The sequence below is a fragment of the Flavobacterium sp. MDT1-60 genome, from assembly GCF_014844035.1.
Classification (GTDB): Bacteria; Bacteroidota; Bacteroidia; order Flavobacteriales; family Flavobacteriaceae; genus Flavobacterium.
Genome location: NZ_CP062159.1, coordinates 3,516,181 through 3,534,455, shown reverse-complemented (window position 1 = coordinate 3,534,455; position 18,275 = coordinate 3,516,181). Strand labels below are relative to the sequence as shown.

Sequence of the window (18,275 nt, the reverse complement as noted above, 5' to 3'; positions counted from 1 at the left end):
AGAAGTAATATCGTTAAACAAAAAAAATATGGAAAATATTAGTCCAGAAAAGCTTAGTAAAGTAGATTTAAAAAATTTAGTTTTAAATGAAAATGCATATTTCTATAAAAAAAATACTAAGATCTCTGCCAGCGATATCAGAAGTATTTTTAAAGATTCTCGAATTGAAAAAAATGCAAAATCAAGATATAAACCCTATGTAAAAGAACCAATTTTAGATGCAAATTCTGAAAAAGTTGCAGAATTTTCTTTAGATATATTTGAATATCGAACTAAACCGTCTTTTCTAAAAAAAGGGGATAAAAATTTAGAGGAGACAAAATTTGGATTGTTTTTAGTTATTGAGACAGATGACTATTTAGGTTTGATAAGAAGAAATGTTTCTGGAATTAAAAAGTTGAAAAAAAGTATAGATGAAGTTGATTATGAGATATTGTCAAAATTTTTAATTAATGAAAAAAGTAAATTTGAAAAAATTGTATCTAGTGGAATGAATACTTCTGATACTGCGTTACAAAGTAAAGTATCTGAGAGTAAAGATTTAAAAGGAATTTATTCAAGATTTGGTGCGAGTAAGGAAATACTGCGATCAATAAGAATTGATGACGATGAAGAAAAATATTCAATAGCATTAAACACATCGAGGGTAAATTCTTTTAATTTAAAAAATGACTTTAATATAGTTATTGAATGGGTTTTAATAACAATTAAATTAATTAATAAAGCATATGTTGAACTACCACACAGCGGATTTCTAGATGCTTTTGCAAAGCCTATTAAGTTTGAATCTATCATCAACCAGATTAAACCAACTTACTTATTGATAAGATTTAGTAGTCTCTTAGATGAAATTGAATCTGGAAATATTAAAGAAGTTTATACTGTTGACCACGAAGGTGTTATTGAAAATGTTGAATTAAAAAAAATTATTAAAGAGAATGAAGAGTTAATTAAATTGACACAAGTAAATGATATTAAGTATGAATGTGACAATCTTTCTATAAGACTAAATAAGAATAGTATTAGTCTTTATAAAAAACAGTTTGCTGACATAAAAATTGAATTTCATAGTGGATATGTGACCACTTTAAATAAATATCTAAATATTGAAAACAGTTTTTTGATCAATTTTGACAAAATCGAATATGTTTATTCAAATAGAAAAATCTTTAAAGACAGTAAGTTGTTTGAAAATTTAGAGCACTTTTTTGATACTTTTATAGAAAATCCATTTTTATCAAATGTTAAATCAGAAAAAGGTAATGGCTATACTTCATCTTCATCAGAATTTAAAAAAGATTCAATTTTTTACTTTATAGAGAATCAACTTGCAAAAAACGCTAAAGTTTTGATATGCGAAGATTTAGGTACTGAATTTGCGGATTATATTTCGGTCAATGATGAGGAAATTAATTATTTCCACGCAAAGTACAATGATGTAAGCTTATCAGCATCTAAATTAGAAGAAGTTTTTGGGCAAGCTCAGAAAAATCTGGGTTTTTTAGAATTAAATGATGATTTAATTGAATTAAGAAAGAATAAATGGATGGAAAAATATAAAACTAAAAAAAATGTAACAAATATTGATAGAATAAGAAACTGTCCAAACAGCTTAGATAAAATAGAAAGCATTAAGAAGTATGTGAATTTTGTTTCTGAAAGTCCACATCTAAAGAGAAAAGTTTTTGTTGTTATAAATTTTATCGAAAAAGCAGAACTAATTGCTAAAGTTAATGATTTGAAGAAAGGAAAAAAATTTAGGAATGATTCTGTAGTAGTTCAGATTTTATGGTTTGTCAATTCGTTATTATCATCTTCATTAGAAAGAAATGTTGAGTTCCGTATCGTCTGTAGACCCTAAATTGATAATTAATGGCAATTTACTTTTAAATTTAATATTTCTATAAAACTAGTTGCGATTTCATAATAATTCATCCAGAATTTTCTCTGATCTACTACGGTATTTATAGTCGCTTAAAATATTATCGAATGAATGCAGAAGCTTCTTTCTGTGAGATTTACTTTCTGAATCGTTTTCCTTTAACGCATTAAAGGCACCCACTATGAATCTTGTAAGTTCGTCATTATGATAAACTCTATAATCTTCAACATTAAGCCTATTATTAGTTATTACAAAATTAAAAACTTCTATTGATTCAATTGGATTGATACTGCATTGATTCTTAAGATACTCTATAAAATCGCCAGTGATTTTGTAATTAGGCATAGTAATAATATTTTCCAAGAAAGTACGAATATCCGTAATGTTGATATCTTCAAGGGGTAGGTGATCGAAGTTCAATATACTTTCGAGGTCTTTTCGAGCAAAGTTTATAATCGCACTAAGAAGAAATTTTGATTTTTCAGCAGCGGAATTATTATAGTTAAAATGTTTCATTATTTCCCTTATTCCCCAGTCTCGTGACATTGGACTATTTTTCAATAGTTCAAGAAGAAGAGGCTCTGCTTCTGGTGTGTCTAGCAAATATGAAAAATAAAGTATCGAAAATAAAGTTTTGCTGTCATCTTTTCCTAATGTACTGCTTCTAATCAGTTTTTCAAATATTGGTATTAAGGGGAGGAAATTATGTTTTACCATAAATTGCATTCCCCATATGCCGGAGGCAATAATGTAAATATCTTCTTCCTTTTGAAGATGATCTAGAAAAAGAGAATACGACCTTTTAAGGTTAAGACTATTTAGGTATGCAAAATGATGGACTACTAACGCTTTAGCTTCTCGAGGCCCATTTTTTAAAATTTTTTCAATTGTTTCAAATATAATGTCTTCATACTTTGATATTTTGCATTGTATTAATGCAGTAACAGCAAAACCATAGTCGGAATTTAAGCCCCTTTGCATAAGTCCCTTAATAGAAGTTTGAATCTCTATGTCTTTGGTATATTCTCTGGGATTTTCCCAATTTAGCGCACATTCTTGTAAATAGTTAATTAAATATTGATTGTCAATATTACTCTCTACCAAATACCTTGCTATAGTAACCAAAGTGCTATCATATATATTTTCTACTGTAGGCAGAAGATTTTTAAAAAGTTGGTGAACAATTTGAGGATCATATTTAGCTTCACTTAAACCAGACAGACCCATTATAGGGTATGATCTATGAATATTTGTATTGGATATGGAACGGCTTACAATTTCTTCAAATTTTTTGTTTGGAAAATTTTTTGCAAAATCTCTAAATGCATAAGAATGTTCACTAAGACCGCCTTTCAAGTGGTTTTCCATTGAAAATTGGCGATGTTGATTATATTTCAAAAATGATTTGAGCCATTGTTTAACAGACATTTTTGCATATGCATCTTCGCGAAGCGGTCTATGTACAAAACCTGCGATTCCTCTAGAAGTTTTATATTTAGTATAGTTCCAATGTTCAACTTTACGTTCTAACTCTTTTTGTAATTTTAAAAGATCGCAATCAGTATCAATAATTTGCTGTGGAATTGCCAATAAAATTACATATTGCGTTAAACCCCATCTCAAATGTAATTTTGGTTTTTCTGTAAAAGCCCAGATTCTGGTTTCAGCTTTAACTTTAATCAAAGGTATTTTTTTCAAAATATCTTGTTGCTGTTTTTTAGTCATGGCTGGGAATGCTTTTTCGAAAATTTCTAAAAACTCTGACCCGAGATCGCTCGATGTAATATAATAGTCCTTATCAACCAAGTGATAAAGCAATTGAAAAACAATAGCGCTATAGGTAGTTTCACTCTCTTTGAGTGCAAATATAATTAAGCGTAAAATTGCAACTGAAGCTGACTTATTATTTTGACTGGCAAAAAGCAAGAATTCTTCATTGCTATCTTTTGCCATTGACCGCAAACACTGCGCAGCCTGCCAATATAAATATTGATTGCCATAAATAAATTGGTCATCCTGAAGTTCTACATCCGTAAAGAGATGATCAGTATTAATATTTTCATAGGTTGTTTCATTTTTCTTTAAATCCTTTTTAATAATTTCAAACAAATAATTGAATATAGTTGAAGGGATGCTTTTAGAAAGTTCATTTAAAAGTTCCTTTTCCTGATCTTTAGTCCTGCTGGCACGGTCTAGAAAATCTTCGTCAAGATATCTGTGTTTTAATTTTTCAAAACTGTATTTTGGATCATTTTTAGCAATATTTTTTAAGATCATAAAGTAGCCAAAAGGATCAACTAAGTAAAAATTTGAGGACTGCTCCAATAGTATATAAGCATTTTTATTCGGCCAGTCTGAAATACGTATTAAAATCTCTCTTTTTAAAAGGTTTTGTGTGCTGTCAATAACAAATTTCCAAGCCCTTTGGTCATTTTGTTCTATGAATCTATTTAGAAACCAAGCAACCGACATTTGTCTATATTTGTGGAACTCTTGTGATGGAATGCTTTCTTCATCGTAAATTTCACTTTCTAAGATTGCAGACATCAATTTTTTGTCAATTGCCAAATACAGCCATTTTACTGCAGTTGCATGTTCAAAAAATACCATATGAAAATTTTGGTCAATTTTAGTAACTAAAACAACAAATTCCAGTTCTGCAGCTGTTGGATTCTCCTGCGTTAATACGGTTATAAAAACCATTTGTTTTATGTGAAAAAGAATATTTTGATCATTTAGTATTTGATTTATTGTTTTAATATAAATGACTTTATCAATCTCTCTTAAATATGAAATGATCATTTTAACGGCAGATCTTATAAAAATTGATTGTTCTTGTTCTAAGATATAATTGACAAGATCCCAATTATTTTCAACAAACTGTTTTGCAAATATAAAATCGTAAAAAGTCTGATGAAAAAATTGTATCTGCTTATCTTCCTTTTTTATCAAACGCTGGCTTTCGAGGTATTTTAGTTCCTGAAAATAATCCTCAAAGTGATGTTCACTTATTGTTATGGATTGCTGCTCAAACATTTTGCATGCAATCTTGAATAAAAGTGTTTTTACAGATAAACTCTGTACAGGCACATAATTCTCAATGGATAAAATCTTTTGTTCAAATAACTCAGTATACAGGCTTTGAAGGCTGTTAATTGAATTGTATTTTGGGGCTAGTTTTTTTGCAATCCTCGAAAATATGTTTAAATGATTTGGAGTGCGCAGTAACTGTAAAAGTTTTCCGTTAAGCTGTGCTTTGGTAATATTAATTTTTTCGAGTTGCTGCAATACAATACTTTCATCCAGAATTTCAACATTAATCGTTTTAAGATTTTTGTAGATGCGAAGTGATGAGTCATGATTAAGATCGAATGTACGAACAGAGATAATCAGCCGTATATTAGGATCATGCTTAAAATTTTGAATTAGCATATTGAAGACCTGAAGAAAGCTGCGGTCTGCTGACATGGACTGTGACAAGGCATCTATCTGATCGATAATTATAACAGTCTTTGTATAATTTGTCTTGCACTGTTTCACAAAATCAAGTATTGGAATTGGCAGACCGATTTTATCTTTTAAATCAGATAGATTGGCAGCATGTAATTTATCCGCCTTCAGGCCCAAAGTGGGAATTCCTTCATTAGTCAATGAATCATAAAGATCTTTAAGAATTACTGTTTTTCCCATGCCGGCATTTCCGGCCAACAAACAAATGTTCAATTCTTTTTCGTGACTGTCTTTTTCTGTTTCTGTACTTATCCAGTTTAATAATTGTGCTGTTTCTTTTCTTTCAATATGGCTGTCACTAATTTCTTCAAATTCATTAGGTTCCATCTGAAGGCTGGAAGAACCGCTTATTAATTCGCTGCGTAAAACAGGCTCATCAAGTACTTGATTAATATAATTAGATACTTTTTTTTCAAGCTCCTGAACTGCGCTATTATCTACAACAGATTTTACTTCAAAAAAAAGGGGAATAAATTTTAAGCATTCAGGCTCAGATAGGAATATGTCGAGATCAGCAGGAATAAACGTTTCCACTGTAATTAATTTAATTATTCTGCGCACCTCTTCCAAGGTGTCAGGAAGCAATAACGATTGTAAAGTAGGCTGTTTTAAGTTTTTAGCAACCCATTTGTCAAAATTATTTTCGTTATCAATATGATGCTGTAAGCCATCAATGAAATCACGGCAGTCTGAATCCAAGCCATTTGATACTACAATGTAATAAGTAAATTCAGAAGGATTAGGAATCAGTCTGTTATCCAAAAGACTATTGAGAATAAATTTGGTTATTTCCTGTCCAAAAGCTGATTTTTTGAGAGGCTCTGTATATTTTTTGCACTGTATAATTCCTGTTGACACCCCATTTGTAAATAATGCGCAGTCTCTTCCTTTATCTCGAACACCCGACATCAAACTCACAGAATCATATAGTTGAAACTTATTTTTGCCAATCAATGTATAGCTGATACTATAAAGTAATTCTTCAAACCTTCGGCTGTCTGCAATTTCATTGTAAGGAAAAGATTTATTTGCCAATGCCAATGGTTTATTGATATATGCTTCGGTAGTTATTGGTGGATTTGAATATTGAATATCTAGCATTAAGAATAAATGGATGTGTGATAAGATGTAAAGTTAACAAATTGTAGAACAGTTTTAAATTGCACTATGCTTATTTTGATGCCTTTTTATTAGTGATAATATAGTAATTTTATAAATGGTAAATAAAAAGAAAAACGACAACTTTATTTGATAAAAAGGGCATCCCCAACACTTTGGGCGAAATTGAAGCAATTGATATGTTAAGAAAGAATCAATTAATTCTAATTAATACTGGGACAGCTATGTTCATATTTTCTCTGTAAGTTAGCATCGCAAAATTTTATTCTCAGGTTAATTCTGTTTTGATTTAATAGATAATACAGAACCAACAAACATATAATTCTATGAAGTCAGCCTATTTATACGTTCGTGTAAGTACGGACGAACAAAAAAGAAAAGGTTACTCCTTGCCAGAACAGGAGGACAGATTATTGAAGTATTGTAAATATTACGATATCGAAGTTAAAGGAATTTATCGTGAAGACTTCTCTGCGAAGAATTTCAATAGGCCAGAATGGAACCAATTATTCTCAGAAATCAAAAAGATATCATCAGGAGAAGATAAAAATATACTATTTATCAAGTGGGATCGATTCAGTCGTAATGTTGAGTATGCTTACGAGATGATTGGAAAGCTTCGGAAATATAAAACAACAGCAAAAGCTATTGATCAACCAATTGATTTCTCTGTACCAGAAAGCACAGTTATGTTGGCTGTATATTTAGCTGTTCCAGAAGCAGAAAATACACGGAGAGCTCAAAACACTGCAAATGGTATTCGTCGGGCAAAATTGATGGGTAGACATCCTAGTAAGGCACCATTAGGATTTATTAATTTGACATTAATGGATGGTAAAAAAGGTATTGCTCCTAAAGAGCCTGAAGCCGAAATTATAAAATGGGCTTTTAATCAAGTTGCCAAGAACGATCATAAAATATCTGAAATCATTAAAATAGTTAATGATAAAGGATTAGTATGCTCAAGGTCACACTTTTTCAGGATTTTACATAATCCTGTTTATTGCGGACTAATACCGGTCACACTAGACTCTGGTGAAGAGGGGGTAGTAAAAGCTTTACACGAGCCGTTGATATCTGAGTCTTTGTTCAATCAGATTCAGTCTGTTATTAATACAAGAAGAAAGACTACTTCTAATAGAGATGATTTACAATCAATGTTTTTTCTTAGAGGTTTTTTAATCTGTCCAGATTGTGATCGAAAACTTAGCGGAAGTGTTTCAAAAGGTAGATCAAAAAACTATCCATATTATCATTGTCATAATGGCTGTAGAACAAGAATAAATGCATTATTTCTTAATGACTGTTATCAGAATGAACTTCAACAATTGATGCTATCAAAGAATGCAGTTGAATTATTTAAAGACATTTTGGAAGACCAGAATATAAAGACACAGAAAGCAAGTTATTTATACGCTCAAAAAGTATTAGAGAGGAAAATAAATGAGGAAGAGTTGACTCTTTCTCGAGGCAGAAAATTATTTATAGCCGGAATATTAAAAATTGATGACTACAATGAATTAAAAAAAGAGAATCAAGTCAGCACTAAAAATCTTAAAAAAGAAGCACGTGATATTGTTGTTAAATTAAAGGCCATTGATAAAAAAAATCAAATAGAAGAAAAAGCGTTAGTTGAAATCTTTCAAAGATTTTCTGAATTTGAGACCTCAGATAAAAGGCATCTTGTAAATCTTATTCCACCGACGGCCATTAATTTTAAAACAGGAGATCTATCTTTAGGTTTAAATCAAGCATTTTTAAAAATATTATCAAAAAAAAGAAACAGAAAAACTAATAGAAAAAATGAATTTCATTGAGAAGAATGTTTCAGTAGAAAAAGCCGTTATTATTCTTTCCAAGAACGGCATTCAGGTAGATGAGAAGGAAGCTAAAATTATTTTGGAATTACTATATTTAGTATCAAAAAATTACGATAAACCAAAAGAGATAAAAATCCTATATCCTTAACGGGATTTCGAACCATCGTTCAGCTTCGATTAATTCTCTGATAGCACCACTTTAAGACTGTTTATTTCAAACAGACTAAGAATTTCTTTTGAAATAATCGAACCACAAATTTTAGGCTGTGAAGGCTTATAAAACCTATATGTTTGTGTATAAAAAAAGAGACAACTATTTGCTAGTTGTCTCCTTAAGTGACCTCGACTGGATTCAAACCAGTAACCTCTTGAGCCGTAATCAAGTGCGCTATTCAGTTGCGCCACGAGGCCTTTTGTTTTCAATTAAGCTAATTTTTCGTAGCTTTGTTGAACGCTGTTTGCGGGTGCAAAGATAGAGATAAATGTGAGATATACAAACGAAAAATAACATAAAAATAAAAAAAAATGAAGATTGAAAATTATATACGTGATATTCAGGACTTTCCTAAAGAAGGAATTTTGTTTAAAGATATTACGCCACTGTTAAATGATCCTATTGCCAGAACAAAATGCCTCTCAATTTTATTAGAATCCCTAAAAGGACAAAAAATAGATAAGGTAGTAGGAGCGGAGAGTCGTGGTTTTTTCTTCGGAATGTTATTGGCAAACGAATTAAAGGCTGGTTTTATTCCTGTAAGAAAACCAAAAAAATTGCCTTATGATATTATTTCGGCGTCGTACGAATTAGAATATGGCTTTGATAGTCTCGAAATGCACACCGATGCCATTCAAAAAGGAGATCGCGTTTTGATTCACGATGATGTTCTGGCAACAGGCGGAACTGCAAAAGCGGTTTGTGAATTGGTAGAGAAACTTGGAGGAGAAATTGTGCAGTGTAATTTTTTAATGGAATTATCTTTTCTAAACGGTAGAGAAAAAATTAAAAAATATCCCATTTTTGCAGCACTTACGTATTGATTTAAACCAAAACGATTTTATGTTTTATGGCGTAGAGGACTAATCCAATTCGGGTTTTGATTTCGAGTTTATCGAAAAGACATTCCCGATAACCGTCAATTGTCTTGGGACTTAAACACATTTCTGAAGCAATTTCCTTATAGGTCTTTTCGGTACAGGCATGTTTTATAAAAACAATTTCTTTTTCTTTTAAATTAACCTTTTTAGAATCATCATTGGCTTTTTTAACCAGCATTCCCGAAACCATCTCCGTAAAATAAAAGCCTTTTTCAATGACTGATATCATGGCGTCCTTAAAAATCTCTGGCGAAGTATCTTTTAGCAGATAACCTTTAGCTCCATTGGTAATCATCTTAATTATGATTTCTTCGTCATCATTGACAGAGAGGGCTATGACTTTTAAGCCGGGTCTATTTTCTTTAACCCACTTCATGGTGCTTACTCCATCTAAAACAGGCATATTGACATCCAATAAAATCAGATCGACTTCTGTATCAGGATACTCCTGTAAATGCGAAAGAAAAACTTTGCCATTTTCAAAGCGGTTAATGACCTCAAAATCCTTAAAACTATTGATTAAAAGTTCGAGAGATTGCGAAAAAAGCTGGTGGTCATCTACTATAATAATTTTGTTTTTAGTATGTGGTTTCATTGGTTTTAATTAAGGGGTATTCTAAAATTACACTAGTTCCTGACGGACCTGAGTCCATATTTAACCTGGCTCCAATTAATTTGGCTCTTAATTTCATGTTGTTTAAACCTAATCCTGAGCTTGTCTGGCTTGTATCATACCCAACTCCGAAATCTTTCATTTCTAAATGAAAAATAGTATCAGTTGTGTTGATATTAACTTCAAACAAATCACTGTGTGAATGTTTTAAGCTATTGTGCAATGCTTCCTGAAAAATTCGATAAATGAACAAATCGTGTTCCTGGCTGATATTCGGAATTTCGCCTGTAAGATGATATTGGTATTGTATATTTTTCAGCTTTTTTATACGCTCTAAATCTTGTTGTATGGCTTCGATAAAATTGCTTTGCAGTAAATTGTCTTTATTGATGATTCGGGATAAAATCCTTATTTCATCTAATGATTTGGCTAATATTTCTTTTAAATCATTAAGTTCATTTTGTTGAACAGGTGTTCCGCTATTGAGGTACATGTTGAGCTGCATGATACCAACAGAAATAATTTGGCCTATATTATCGTGAAGTTCCTTACTGATTTCGCTCAGCGTCTGATCTTTGATCTCTATTCTCGTTTTGACTAATTCCGATTGAAAATAAAGCTCTGACTCCATTTTTTCGACCAGATAAGTATTCTTTTTCCTCAGAAAATAAAAGAACAGGACAAGCAGAATGACCAGTAAAGTTAAGAAAACGATACCTAACGAAATGACTAATAATTGTATTTCTTTTCGCTCCATAAAAATCCAATAATATAGCAACTATGTGCCAGGACATTTAAAATAAAAACTACTAAACTAAAAATAGATTCATCATGTTTGATCAAAAACCAGTTTAATGCCAGCATAAAAGGCAAAAACGGTACATGAAAAACTAATATTCCTAAAATATACCAGAAAAAGACGGATCTTTTAAAATTTAATATTTTGTCTGAATTAAAAATTTCAACCAAATATAAACAGGCTAATATCATAATTAATATAACTCCAATGGCAAAACTATAAGTAAATGAGTGGTTTACATCTTCTTTGAAATATAAAATATTCAAAAAAAAGGAGATGATAAACAGCATAAAACAGAGAATCGCTATTAGCCTATGATTTACTTTTGACAATAAACTCCTCAAAAGTAGTATATAGGCAGAGAAACTAACGAGCATATAAAAATTAAAAACATAGTAATTTAATAAGCCGGTCCATTCTGTAAAATAATATCCAACTTTTTCAATTACAACAGAAAACCAAATTAAAATTACTAAAAATTTAGCTTTATTACCGGGAAGTTTGTGCATTGAAATCAATCCAATAATTCCAGAGAATAAAGCTAAATAGAAAGTGTAAAATCGTAAAAATTCAAACATAATTTTTTAGTATAATAGGCTTGGCGGTCTTCCGATACTGCCATAATTCATTGGTTCAATACTTGATATGTCGCCATCGCTATTGTCCATAACTAACGCTAAAGTTTGTACTTCTCCTTCTTTAGAAGCTTTTCTGATTTTCTTTCCGGTAGCTTGTAAAAATACGGTCATCAAACCTGCTTTTTCGGCATATTTTTTCTGTTCAGGATATACTCCAAAGTAAATACGAATTCCGTTTACGTCATATCCGGTTTTTTCACCTTTGGATTTGATGTAATGAATGTAATTTTCTAGTTCATCTACAGAAAACCAAACCGCATTTGCATCTTCTTTTTTAATGTATTTAGCAATAATGCTGGCTCGGTACTTCATGAAATTCGAGTGTAATTCTTTAGCGAATTTTCTAGTAATTAATTGGGTTGGTCTTCCGGTTTCTTTTTCCATAATGTTAAAATTAAATCTTTAATGGTTAATGGTTTAATTGATTGTTAAATAATGTTTAAAACAAATATTATGAGCAAAATTATTTTAAAGCCTTACAATGGACAAGGGGAAATACACCCTTTTTTGTAAGGGTAAATTTATTTAAAATTTTGGGTTAAAGTACTGTTTTGTAGTAATTTATAAAAAACCAATTTTACATCGTTCCTTTTTGTGCACAAAATGGATAGGCGAAATCTGAAAAGCCTGTTTAAAAGAGTAGGAGTTAATAGTAATACTAAAAATTATGAGTTTATATCACGAAGTTTTTCAGGGAGAATCATTCAGCGAAGACAATTATTTTGAAGCTGTACGATATGTTTTAGGACCAGAATATTCTAATTTGAGCGAAAGTGAGCTCGAAGATGTCCTTTTATCAAGAGTAGACCAAATGTCTGAAAGTGAAGCAGAAGGTTTTTGGTCAAGTTTAGGAAATGTAGCCAGCAGTATTGGTTCCGGAGTTTTACGTGGCGTTTCGGCCCTTGCTCCAGTTGCTGGAACTGCCATAGGCACTTATTTTGGAGCACCACAGATTGGTGGAGCTATAGGTGGCTTGGTAAGTAATCTCGCCGGAGCAGGAAGCGCTGCCTTAGACAATAGTCGCCAACAACAACGCAGACCCGCACCACAACAACGCAGACCAGCGCCTCAACAACGCAGACAGGCTCCATCGCCAGTTAGACAAGCCTGGGGTAATACTACCCGCTATATTGCTGATGCAGGCAGAGCGGCACTTCCGGCAATTCAACAATATGTACAGGATAATCCGGTGCAATTGCGTCCGCAGGCTGCTCAGGATATTGGCAGAGTGCAAGGTTTGTACAATCAATTAGGAGGTATAATCAATAACCCTCAGTTTCAGGCAGGTCAGGCACAACAAAGCTTAGGAACTGCAAGTCCAAATTCACCAATTGAAAGCCACTCTTTTGCAGAATTGATCGAAAGCGTTAATTATCTGACCGAAAATATTCTGTATGAATATTATAACGGTGGATTAATTCCAACGGAAGATTATTATGTTGACCAATACGGACAGTTTGTAGGTACAAATACCCCCAACAGAATCAATAGACTTGAAAATTCTATTGCCAGTTTATAAAACCTAAAAGTTATAACAATGGATGCTTATTTAGAATATTTGAAAGAACATAATCCTGAAATGGCTAAATATTTTGAGCTTATGCAACCCATGATGGAAAAAAAAGAACCTGAAGAGGAAAAAGAAATTCCAAAAATTGATCCCGCGCTTGAAGAGCGAATCAGGAAGCTTAAAAAAATCAATCATAAACTTTTTACCATTATCGAAGGATTGAAGTTTCAGCTTGAATTTGAATTAAATCAAAATGATGATTTAGCAAAAGCTATTGGGGCCTGTACGGAATGTTTTGGCGAAAATGGTGATTGCCCGGAATGTTTTGGAACTGGTAAACCAGGTAACAGCATTCCTGATTTTATTCTTTTCAACAAATTTATTCAGCCTGCTATCCAGAAGTATAACAAACATTATTTCAATAAAAATTAACCATTAAAAATTTAAAATTATGAGCTATTTCGAAAGTTATTTAGACGAAGATTTATTAAATGAAGATTATTTCAATGAAGATCTTTTAGGCGAGGATTTATTAGAAAGTTATGACGAAAGTTATGATGAAGCCGCAAAAAAAAGACCTTCCATAAAAGGAATCAGACCAAATGTAAGTTCAGCAGTGAAACAAAGATCAAACTTTGGTAAAGCCTTAAGCGGAAGAGCTAACGATTATGCAACAAAAAGCGAATTAAAAAAATCATTAGATGCGATCTCAAATCAGGTAAATGAACTTAAAAAGACTTCATTAGCCACTAATAAAACCTTGGTTGCATTAGATCAAAAGCATACAGAACTTGCCAAGTTAGATGCCCGTAAAGGTGATAATCAAACTAAGGTTTTAAAAAATATGCAAATGATGAGCATGATGGGATCATTACTGAATCAGCCAAAATTAAAGCCTGAGAATTTGCAATATATTCCCGCTAAAGCAGCAGAGGGTAATAATCCTGCAATTGAGGCAAAAATAATTGAGAAGCCAAATACAAGCGCTATCTACGTAGATCCAACGATGTCTTTATTATTACCAATGATGACTACTATGGGGGATTCAGGCTCTGGAAAATCTGATAGCTCAAACATGATGTTGCCATTAGTTTTGATCATGTCACAACAAAATCAGGGTAATACTACTAACAACTCTAATACAATGTTGCCACTTGTCATGATGATGATGATGAATAAGTAATCTAAAAAAGGGCAGTTGATCCCAATTGCCCTTTATTTTTTTAACCTTAAAATTATAAAGAGATGAACCCATTTAATTTACTAATCAATTATGTGATAGCCAACAGCAGAGCAAGTTTTTATAATGTTCCCGGAAATCAGGAAATTACTAATACGGCACTTTTAACCGGCATGGTTTCTGAAAATCCACTGATGAGTTATTTAATTATTGATAACAAAGCAAAGATTGAAGGCGAAAAGACCATTGTGCCTGTGGTAACACAAACTCCTACAGGAACAGGCGCCACTCAGGGTTTGCAGGCTCCCGGCATTTCTGCAACTGGAGCTGAAGATCCAAAAAACACAAATGAGACACCTAAAGGAACTTCAACTGGGGAAACTGCTCCTGTAAATGTTGTAACCTTAGAAAACGTAAAAACAGAAATTTCAGATAGTACTAAAGCACTAAAAGAAGAAATTGCCAAAATTTCAGAAAATAACAAAGTAGAGTTGCAGAAAATTATTGCAGAAACTTTCAATCCAAAAATTGAAGGATTAGAAAAGAGCAATACAGCTTTAAATACTGCTATTATTGAAATTAAAGGTAGATTAGATGAAATTTCAAAGAGTACACCAGCTCCGGCTCCAGATAAGATAGTTCCAAATAAAGATGTTTCTATTCAAAAAGAAATAACTAAAAACGGACCAAAATGAAAACAGCAGCATCTAACACCGAAACGGGCAGTTTTGATCAGGTTGAAAAAAAATTAGTGCAAATTATGGATGCAATAAACAGTATTCGTCCTATTTTTTTTAAAAATGAACTGAAGTTTTCAAAGAAAGCTAAAGAAGAGAAATTGTTTCTTTACAAGAAGTTATTCCCTGAAAGAGTTTTAGGTATTAATAAAATTCAATCAGATTACAACAAAATTTTAGATGATACCAATTTATCTAAATTAGAGAAAGTTGACCTGGATTTTATCTTAGATCTGGAGAAAATTGGGTTTAAAAAAAGCCAATATGTAAATGAAATGAATGTTTTGGCACAAAAAGAAGAAAATCTAAATGATGCTTTTTTTAATTTTTTTATAGGCGAAAGTATTTATTTCAATTTTCTAAGTTCAGAATTAAGAAATATCCAATATAAACTAGATGGTATTCGTCGTTTAAATCCTTAAAAAACAGCTCATGGATCCAAGACTCAAAATTATCTTATATGGTAATCCCGATGAAGAATTATCGTTACTAATGCGTTTAGAAAAGGAAAAAGAATATCCGGAACATTGTAAAATTATTTCAGAATTTGGGACGATTGTCAGCATTCGGACAGAGCGCCGTTATTTATGCCGAATTTACAATAGCAAAAAGGTAAAAAGTTTAAAAGCACCTAGTGTGGTTCCGGCAAATATTGCAATAGAGCAAGTTTCATCAAATGAAATTTTAGAAAAGAAAAACGATATTCCAGACGAAAATACTTCGAATGTTGTTTTTGGAATCATAGATTTTGGTTTTGATTTTACACATCCGGACTTTATCAAAAATGATAAGACTCGTTTTGAGAAAATTTGGGTCCAGTCTGATCGATATGCCGAGAATAAATATGGCTATGGAAGAATTATTACAAAAGCCCAGATTAATGAGGCATTATTAGAAGAATTTCCATTTAAAAAATTAGGTTATCATCCCGGAAAATCAGATTTGTTTGGAAACGGCACACATGGCACGCATGTTCTCGGAATTGCATGCGGGAATGGTGCTGTAGCTCAAAAGAGTTTTGCGCCAAATGTTGAGATTTTAGCCGTAGATATGGGAACAAATCTCGTTAATGGTTGTAATCTATCTCTTGGTGATTCGGTCAAATTAATCGAAGGAATTGATTTTTTATTAACAGAAGCAGGAGATCGTCCAATTGTAATAAATATGAGCCTTGGTGGGCACGGAGATGCGCATACTGGAGAAACTTTAGTTGAACAGGCTATTGACCATATTTTGGCAACCAGAAAAGGAACTGCTATTGTACAAAGTACAGGAAATTACCATCAGGCGAATGTGCATACTTATGGTGACATCAAAAACAATCAGAAAGTTAAAATACCATGGATGTTTAAAAAACACGATCGTACTCCAAACGAGATGGAAATTTGGTATCATGGAGACGATATTTTGAGCGTAAACGTGTATGATGATAATCAGAAGATATTGCTGTCTTCAACGCCTTTTAAGGATGAATTGATTCTAAAAGATGGCGATGAAGTTGGTATTTGCCTGCACAGAAGTAAAGAGCCTAATACTAATAAAAATCAAATTAATATTCTGGTCAATGGTAAATTAAACTCCAAATTCTGGACCATTGAATTGGTTGGAAACAAGGTAGAAAATGGGCGTTATCATTGTTATATTGAACGCGATGATGGCGGACAATCTATCTTTTTACCTAAAATTGCCAATAAAACCCATACGACGAACTCCATTTGTAATTCGAAATATAGCATTGTTGTTGGAGCTTACAATCAAAATGATGATGCGAAGCCAATTTTATCTTTTAGTAGTTCAGGTCCAACTGTCGATGGCCGCATGAAGCCGGAAGTTGTAGCACCAGGCTTTAAAATACGATCATCCTGTTCTTCTTCCAGTAAAGAAAATAAGGCATCAAACAAACTGACTTCTAAAAGTGGAAGTAGTATGGCGGCACCTTATGTAGCTTCTCTGGTAATAAAAATTCTTGAAAAAGAACCACAACTCGATATTGTTTCAATCAGGAAAAAACTTTTTAAAGCTTGTGATTCTGCATCTTTTAAAGAAAATAGTATTGAAATATTCAGAGCCGGACATGGTTACATCAATCCGAATAAAATAATATAAACATCAAATGTTATGGAAAATTTAGTTTCTAATTCAACAATTATAAATCAGAATCCTGCAACGGTTTTACCTCCGGAGTTATTACGAAATAGCGTAGGATTGAATGCAGTGAATGACCCGCAGGATGTTCTTCAAATTCAAAATTACCTCAAAGAATTAGGTTATCCAATCACTGTTAGCGGAAATATCTCAAATAGTCAGACCGACAATACTATTATTTCAATTTTGAACTTTCAGTCCAATAACAATATTCAGGTGACCGGAATGATTAATCCAAATGATGCTACTTATATCGCTTTAAAACAATTCCCAAGAGTGATTACTGCATTGACAGAAAGTGAAGACGAATCGCTGCACCAGCCTTTTCTTACCAATTCATTTTTCTTCAGAAGAAATGCAGGGAATGCAAATACCCTGAATGTTATTTTTGAAGGAGATTCGTGGCTGGATTACCCTGTCCCAGGAATTTTGGATTTGTATGATACAATAACAGATCATAATCAAAGACTCAATTTGAATTGTCTTCATTTGGCACAATTTGGTGAAACGACTTCACAAATGTATGCTGACAGAACTCACTTTGTGCAGTATGTAAGCGGTTATCGAATTGACCGAATTTATTTTAGCGGAGGTGGAAATGATGTTTTTCCACAACTTGGCAGAATATTAAATGCCGGAGTAACTTCATTTAATCCCGGTTTCTTTACCGATACAGCGAAATTAAGTGAATTAAGAAGTTTGTCAGGAGATGCTTTATATCAAAAATGTATTGTATACAAAAGATATTTAAACACCAACACTTTTGATAGTGCACTTTTTAATTCGGCGAATCTCAATTCTATTTTTACTACTATTATGCGCAATTATCTGGGATTCGGAAGCGTTGTAAATGCACATTGCACGCCAAATACTATATTTTATATGCATACTTACGATTATCCCTTATTCAAACTTGGTGTGCAGCCGTCAGTTGCCGGATTAAGTTTGCCTTTGGGACCTTGGATAAAACCTGTTTTTGACCGATTGGGAATTACAGATGAAATTTTAAGATGTTATATCATTATCCGATTATTGGATCGATTTTATGCGCTTCTATGGCAAATAAAAAATCATTTCAACTATTACGGTTATCGTTTTCAAAGCAGAATAATAGATTATCGTGGCCTTTTAAATTCATCTCAATATTGGAGAGACGAAATCCATCCGAATTCACTAGGAGCAAGGCGATTATCAACACGCGTTACTTTTTAAAATAGAAAAACCCGA

The 18,275-nt window shown here is 32.3% G+C and carries 15 protein-coding genes and 1 tRNA gene; 10 read left to right on the top strand and 6 right to left on the bottom strand.

Annotation, left to right across the window (positions count from 1 at the left end):
* The first annotated feature begins 28 nt into the window (after positions 1–28).
* Positions 29–1,861 (top strand): hypothetical protein, encoded by a 1,833-nt coding sequence (locus IHE43_RS14775; protein ID WP_192184598.1) that lies wholly within the window; start codon positions 29–31, stop codon positions 1,859–1,861.
* Positions 1,862–1,921: 60 nt separating this feature from the next.
* On the opposite strand, the gene IHE43_RS14770 is transcribed toward IHE43_RS14775, so the two are convergent.
* Positions 1,922–6,493, bottom strand: a complete 4,572-nt coding sequence (locus IHE43_RS14770) for an AAA family ATPase (RefSeq protein ID WP_192184597.1) — start codon at positions 6,491–6,493, stop codon at positions 1,922–1,924.
* 344 nt (positions 6,494–6,837) lie between these two features.
* Here IHE43_RS14770 and IHE43_RS14765 point away from each other — a divergent pair, with 344 nt between their 5' ends.
* Complete coding sequence (locus IHE43_RS14765; protein WP_192184596.1) at positions 6,838–8,328, top strand: recombinase family protein; 1,491 nt, start codon at positions 6,838–6,840, stop codon at positions 8,326–8,328.
* A 340-nt stretch (positions 8,329–8,668) separates the two neighbouring features.
* Here IHE43_RS14765 and IHE43_RS14760 read toward each other — a convergent pair.
* A tRNA-Arg gene (locus IHE43_RS14760) sits at positions 8,669–8,742 on the bottom strand.
* A 114-nt stretch (positions 8,743–8,856) separates the two neighbouring features.
* On the opposite strand from IHE43_RS14760, the gene IHE43_RS14755 reads away from it, so the two are divergent.
* A complete protein-coding gene (locus IHE43_RS14755; RefSeq protein ID WP_192184595.1) occupies positions 8,857–9,369 on the top strand; it encodes an adenine phosphoribosyltransferase in 513 nt (170 codons plus the stop codon).
* Position 9,370: 1 nt separating this feature from the next.
* On the opposite strand, the gene IHE43_RS14750 is transcribed toward IHE43_RS14755, so the two are convergent.
* The 4 genes from IHE43_RS14750 to IHE43_RS14735 form a co-directional block, all read right to left on the bottom strand.
* Positions 9,371–10,021, bottom strand: a complete 651-nt coding sequence (locus IHE43_RS14750; RefSeq protein WP_192184594.1) for a response regulator transcription factor — start codon at positions 10,019–10,021, stop codon at positions 9,371–9,373.
* Positions 10,005–10,670, bottom strand: a complete 666-nt coding sequence (locus IHE43_RS14745) for a sensor histidine kinase (protein WP_225585123.1) — start codon at positions 10,668–10,670, stop codon at positions 10,005–10,007. The genes IHE43_RS14750 and IHE43_RS14745 overlap by 17 nt, the downstream gene beginning before the upstream one ends.
* 98 nt (positions 10,671–10,768) lie before the next feature.
* Positions 10,769–11,416 carry a hypothetical protein gene (locus IHE43_RS14740; RefSeq protein WP_192184592.1) on the bottom strand — a complete coding sequence of 216 codons (648 nt, stop codon included), beginning with the start codon at positions 11,414–11,416 and terminating at the stop codon, positions 10,769–10,771.
* Positions 11,417–11,422: 6 nt separating this feature from the next.
* Positions 11,423–11,860, bottom strand: a complete 438-nt coding sequence (locus IHE43_RS14735) for a hypothetical protein (RefSeq protein WP_192184591.1) — start codon at positions 11,858–11,860, stop codon at positions 11,423–11,425.
* Positions 11,861–12,143: 283 nt separating this feature from the next.
* Here IHE43_RS14735 and IHE43_RS14730 point away from each other — a divergent pair, with 283 nt between their 5' ends.
* From IHE43_RS14730 to IHE43_RS14700, 7 genes are all read left to right on the top strand, one after another.
* Positions 12,144–12,995 carry a hypothetical protein gene (locus IHE43_RS14730; protein WP_192184590.1) on the top strand — a complete coding sequence of 284 codons (852 nt, stop codon included), beginning with the start codon at positions 12,144–12,146 and terminating at the stop codon, positions 12,993–12,995.
* A gap of 18 nt (positions 12,996–13,013) precedes the next feature.
* A complete protein-coding gene (locus IHE43_RS14725) occupies positions 13,014–13,418 on the top strand; it encodes a hypothetical protein (protein WP_192184589.1) in 405 nt (134 codons plus the stop codon).
* Positions 13,419–13,437: 19 nt separating this feature from the next.
* Positions 13,438–14,169 (top strand): hypothetical protein, encoded by a 732-nt coding sequence (locus IHE43_RS14720; RefSeq protein WP_192184588.1) that lies wholly within the window; start codon positions 13,438–13,440, stop codon positions 14,167–14,169.
* Between the two features lie 62 nt (positions 14,170–14,231).
* On the top strand, positions 14,232–14,861 hold the full coding sequence (locus IHE43_RS14715) for a hypothetical protein (RefSeq protein WP_192184587.1): 630 nt from the start codon (positions 14,232–14,234) through the stop codon (positions 14,859–14,861).
* The gene (locus IHE43_RS14710) at positions 14,858–15,325 is read left to right on the top strand and encodes a hypothetical protein (protein ID WP_192184586.1); all 468 of its coding nucleotides are present in this window, start codon (positions 14,858–14,860) and stop codon (positions 15,323–15,325) included. Before IHE43_RS14715 ends, IHE43_RS14710 begins: the two co-directional genes overlap by 4 nt.
* Positions 15,326–15,335: 10 nt before the next feature.
* A complete protein-coding gene (locus IHE43_RS14705) occupies positions 15,336–17,009 on the top strand; it encodes a S8 family serine peptidase (protein WP_192184585.1) in 1,674 nt (557 codons plus the stop codon).
* Between the two features lie 12 nt (positions 17,010–17,021).
* A complete protein-coding gene (locus IHE43_RS14700) occupies positions 17,022–18,260 on the top strand; it encodes a peptidoglycan-binding protein (protein ID WP_192184584.1) in 1,239 nt (412 codons plus the stop codon).
* Positions 18,261–18,275: the final 15 nt, after the last annotated feature.

What these genes read in the sequence shown, in the direction of transcription:
- IHE43_RS14775 (WP_192184598.1), top strand. Translation starts at nt 29, where the DNA reads ATGGAAAATATTAGTCCAGAAAAGCTTAGTAAAGTAGATTTAAAAAAT.
- IHE43_RS14770 (WP_192184597.1), bottom strand. Translation starts at nt 6,493, where the DNA reads ATGCTAGATATTCAATATTCAAATCCACCAATAACTACCGAAGCATAT.
- IHE43_RS14765 (WP_192184596.1), top strand. Translation starts at nt 6,838, where the DNA reads ATGAAGTCAGCCTATTTATACGTTCGTGTAAGTACGGACGAACAAAAA.
- IHE43_RS14755 (WP_192184595.1), top strand. Translation starts at nt 8,857, where the DNA reads ATGAAGATTGAAAATTATATACGTGATATTCAGGACTTTCCTAAAGAA.
- IHE43_RS14750 (WP_192184594.1), bottom strand. Translation starts at nt 10,021, where the DNA reads ATGAAACCACATACTAAAAACAAAATTATTATAGTAGATGACCACCAG.
- IHE43_RS14745 (WP_225585123.1), bottom strand. Translation starts at nt 10,670, where the DNA reads ATGGAGTCAGAGCTTTATTTTCAATCGGAATTAGTCAAAACGAGAATA.
- IHE43_RS14740 (WP_192184592.1), bottom strand. Translation starts at nt 11,416, where the DNA reads ATGTTTGAATTTTTACGATTTTACACTTTCTATTTAGCTTTATTCTCT.
- IHE43_RS14735 (WP_192184591.1), bottom strand. Translation starts at nt 11,860, where the DNA reads ATGGAAAAAGAAACCGGAAGACCAACCCAATTAATTACTAGAAAATTC.
- IHE43_RS14730 (WP_192184590.1), top strand. Translation starts at nt 12,144, where the DNA reads ATGAGTTTATATCACGAAGTTTTTCAGGGAGAATCATTCAGCGAAGAC.
- IHE43_RS14725 (WP_192184589.1), top strand. Translation starts at nt 13,014, where the DNA reads ATGGATGCTTATTTAGAATATTTGAAAGAACATAATCCTGAAATGGCT.
- IHE43_RS14720 (WP_192184588.1), top strand. Translation starts at nt 13,438, where the DNA reads ATGAGCTATTTCGAAAGTTATTTAGACGAAGATTTATTAAATGAAGAT.
- IHE43_RS14715 (WP_192184587.1), top strand. Translation starts at nt 14,232, where the DNA reads ATGAACCCATTTAATTTACTAATCAATTATGTGATAGCCAACAGCAGA.
- IHE43_RS14710 (WP_192184586.1), top strand. Translation starts at nt 14,858, where the DNA reads ATGAAAACAGCAGCATCTAACACCGAAACGGGCAGTTTTGATCAGGTT.
- IHE43_RS14705 (WP_192184585.1), top strand. Translation starts at nt 15,336, where the DNA reads ATGGATCCAAGACTCAAAATTATCTTATATGGTAATCCCGATGAAGAA.
- IHE43_RS14700 (WP_192184584.1), top strand. Translation starts at nt 17,022, where the DNA reads ATGGAAAATTTAGTTTCTAATTCAACAATTATAAATCAGAATCCTGCA.